Annotated in this window: 3 protein-coding genes; 1 reads left to right on the forward strand and 2 read right to left on the reverse strand. The window is 69.5% G+C overall.

Annotated elements, in window-relative coordinates; translation table 11 throughout:
• Nucleotides 1-72: 72 nt before the first annotated feature.
• Both HKK72_RS37590 and HKK72_RS37595 read right to left on the reverse strand, forming a co-directional pair.
• Nucleotides 73-537 carry a hypothetical protein gene (locus HKK72_RS37590; RefSeq protein WP_187239155.1) on the reverse strand — a complete coding sequence of 155 codons (465 nt, stop codon included), beginning with the start codon at nucleotides 535-537 and terminating at the stop codon, nucleotides 73-75.
• A 123-nt stretch (nucleotides 538-660) separates the two neighbouring features.
• Complete coding sequence (locus HKK72_RS37595) at nucleotides 661-1,356, reverse strand: copper homeostasis protein CutC (RefSeq protein ID WP_187239156.1); 696 nt, start codon at nucleotides 1,354-1,356, stop codon at nucleotides 661-663.
• Between the two features lie 249 nt (nucleotides 1,357-1,605).
• Between HKK72_RS37595 and HKK72_RS37600 the strand changes: the two genes are divergently transcribed.
• Nucleotides 1,606-3,399, forward strand: a complete 1,794-nt coding sequence (locus tag HKK72_RS37600; protein WP_187239157.1) for an AMP-dependent synthetase/ligase — start codon at nucleotides 1,606-1,608, stop codon at nucleotides 3,397-3,399.
• Nucleotides 3,400-3,492 lie beyond the last annotated feature (93 nt).

Raw genomic sequence — 3,492 nt, forward strand, 5'->3', positions numbered from 1 at the left:
TCGGGCGCGGGAGCCCGCGGATCTTCCCGCCATTCCGCCGTGAGATTTCTCAGCGCGCGTTCCGTCGGATCACTACGAGGCCGACGGAGTATGTCCTTGATGCCGTGATCCGCCGCCGTGGTCGTCGCCCGCCTCGATTTCGCCGCCGACCTTGTCGTAGAACGGCTGCAGATTCTGCTGGGTACCCACGATGACCCAGCGAGGTCCGATCAGGTAGGTGCCGCCCCATTCCTTGGCCGCACCCAGCCAGCTCTCCTTGGCCTTGTCGGTGACGAAGGTCAGCATGGTGTAGCGCCCGTCCGAGGTCTTGCACGAACCCTGCCGGAGCTCGGTTGCCTTGGTCTCCGTCTCGAGCTTGCAGCCGGTTCTCGCGGCGAGCTGCTCCAGAGTGGCGGGTTTGGCCGGCTTGCCGGGGAAGCTCGGATCCCCCGCCTCACTCGGCGCGGGTGCGCCATGTCCTCGGGTGCAGCCCGCGGCGGCCTGCACCGCGATCAGCATCACGAACACTCCGGCGACGGCGCGGCTGCGGATCCCCATCGATGGCCCTTTCCCTGGGCGACGGCTATGGACGTACGTGCCTTCGCACAGGGATACGCAAGCACCGGGGTGGCCGGTTCACCCCCCACCGGATTGCGTCGAAGAAAAGGTCGTGCGACGCGCTCAGCGTCCGGCGGCGGCCGCCACCAGCGTGCGCCACTCGCGGACCAGCGCCGTGCTCACGGGGGCATCCCACGACCCCTCAGGCCGGGCGGAGCTGCCGACGTGGAAGGAACCGACACCCGCGGCCGCCAGGAGCGCGACATGCCTGCGGCGCAGCCCGCCGCCGGCCATCACGAGCCGGGCCGAGTCCGGGTTCTCCGCCGCACGACGTACGAGCACGTCGACCCCCGTGTCCACGCCGCGCGCCGAACCGGCGGTGAGGACGGTGTCCACGCCCGCCACCTCACGGATCGTGCGCCACGCCAGGGTCGGATTCGCTGCGTGGTCGAGGGCCCGGTGGAAGGTCCACGGCAGCGGGGCGACGACCGCGGCGAGCTTGCCGAGCGCCGCCATGTCGACATGGCCGACCGAGTCGAGGAAGCCGAAGACGAAGCCGTCCGCGCCCGCCTCCTTCAGCGTCTCGGCGGCCCGCCGGAGCCGGTCGAGTTCCGGCGCGGTGGTACGGAACCCCGCGTTCGCCCGCAGCATCACCCTCAGCGGAAGCGACGTGACGGCCCGTATCTCCGCCACGACGACGGGATCGGGGGTGAGCCCGTCCGCGGCCATGTCCGCCACGATCTCGAGCCGGTCGGCACCGCCTTCCTCGGCGGCGCGCGCGTCGGCGACGTCCAGTGCGATGACCTCGAGCAGTGCCATGATCTTCCCCGATCCCCCCGGAGTTCTTCGCGGTCAAGCCTAGGTGAACCGGCCCGCGTGACCGCGAAGCGCACGCACCCTTGACCTGCTCCTTAGCAATCCGCAGCCATCCGCGAAACAGACATCGCATGGATTGGTTGAACAATGACAGGATTGTGTACGGCGTCACCGGCCAGGTTCTACCCATCGGTAACCGGACGCGGTAACGTCCATCCATCCCACCCCAGTGTGCTGATCCAAGGAGAGACCGTGCGCGAGTCCAGCGTCCCCGCCTTGGTGGAACTCCCCGATTCGGCCAACCTCACCGACGCGCCGTTCGCCCGCGCCGCTGAGCAGCCGGGACGTGCCGTGATCCGCCGCCAGGAAGGTTCCACCTGGCGGGACGTGACCGCCAAGGAGTTCCGCGACGACCTCGTCCGCCTCGCCAAGGGCCTCGTCGCCGCCGGCGTCGAGCCGGGCGACCGTGTCGCGCTGATGTCGCGGACCCGGTACGAGTGGACCCTGATCGATTACGCGATCTGGACCGTTGGCGGCGTCACCGTGCCGATCTACGAGACATCCTCGGCCGAGCAGGCCGAGTGGATCATCGGAGACTCCGGCGCCAAGGCGGTCTTCGTCGAGACCGAGGCCCACGCCGCCACGGTCGGCTCCTCACGAGACAGGCTGGCCGCTCTCGCCCATGTCTGGATCATCGACGGCGACGATCTGGCCGGCCTCGGCGACCAGGGCGGCGACGTCGGCGACGAGGTGATCGACGAGCGTCGCCGGGCCCGTGCGGGCGCGGACCTCGCCACCATCATCTACACCTCGGGCACCACCGGGCGCCCGAAGGGCTGTGAGCTCACCCACGCCAACTTCGTCGGCACCGCCCGCAACGCCATCGAAGGCGCCCTCACAGAGGTCGTTCAGGCCCGCGACGGCTCCACCCTGCTGTTCCTGCCGCTGGCCCATGTGTTCGCCCGGTTCATCCAGGTCCTGTGCGTCGAGTCCGGTGTCGTCCTCGGGCACTCCCCCGATGTCACGAACCTGGTCGACGATCTCGGCGGCTACCGGCCGACGTTCCTGCTCGCCGTCCCCCGCGTCTTCGAGAAGGTCTACAACGGCGCTGAGCAGAAGGCCTCTGCGGCCGGCAAGGGCAAGATCTTCCACGCCGCAGCCGACACCGCCGTGGCCTACAGCCGGGCCCTCGACGACGGCGGGCCCGGCCTGGCCCTCAAGCTCAAGCACGGCGTGTTCGACAAGCTGGTGTACGGCAAGCTGCGCGCGGCGGTCGGCGGGCAGGTCGGCTACGCCGTTTCGGGCGGCGCCGCGCTCGGCGAGCGGCTCGGCCACTTCTTCCGTGGTGTGGGGATCACGATCCTTGAGGGTTACGGGCTGACCGAGACCACCGCGCCCGCCACCGTGAACACGCCCAGCAAGATCAGGATCGGCACGGTGGGCAAACCGCTGCCGGGCGTCACCGTCGCGGTGGCCGAAGACGGCGAGATCCTGATCAAGGGGGTCAACGTCTTCCAGCGCTACTGGCACAACGAGACGGCCAGCGACGAGAGCCTCGACGGGGGCTGGTTCCACACCGGCGACCTCGGCTCGCTGGACGCGGACGGCTACCTCAGCATCACCGGCCGCAAGAAGGAGATCCTCGTCACCGCGGGCGGCAAGAACGTCGCGCCGGCTCCGCTGGAGGATCGGCTGCGCGCCCATCCGCTGATCAGCCAGTGCCTGGTCGTGGGCGACGGACGGCCGTTCATCAGCTGCCTCATCACCCTCGATCCGGAGGCGCTCGTCCCCTGGAAGGCGCAGAACGGCAGGCCGGAGGGCATGACCGTGGCCGAGCTGCGGGAGGACCCCGACATCATCAAGGAGATCGAGGCCGCGGTCGCCGCTGCCAACAGCTCCGTCTCACGAGCCGAGTCGATCAAGAAGTACCGGATTCTCGACGTCGACTTCACCGAGGCGGCGGGTCACATGACCCCCAGCCTGAAGGTCAAACGCCACACGATCGCGAAGGACTTCGCCGCCGAGATCGAGGCCCTCTACTCCTGAGCCCTCTACTCCCGACCTGGGCCCACGCCCGCACAGCGGATGACCGCGCGAACCCCCGGGGGGTTCGCGCGGTCATCCGCTGTTAGCGGAGCG

Origin of the sequence: Actinomadura sp. HBU206391 (assembly GCF_014323665.1) — a bacterium.
GTDB lineage: Bacteria > Actinomycetota > Actinomycetes > Streptosporangiales > Streptosporangiaceae > Actinomadura_C.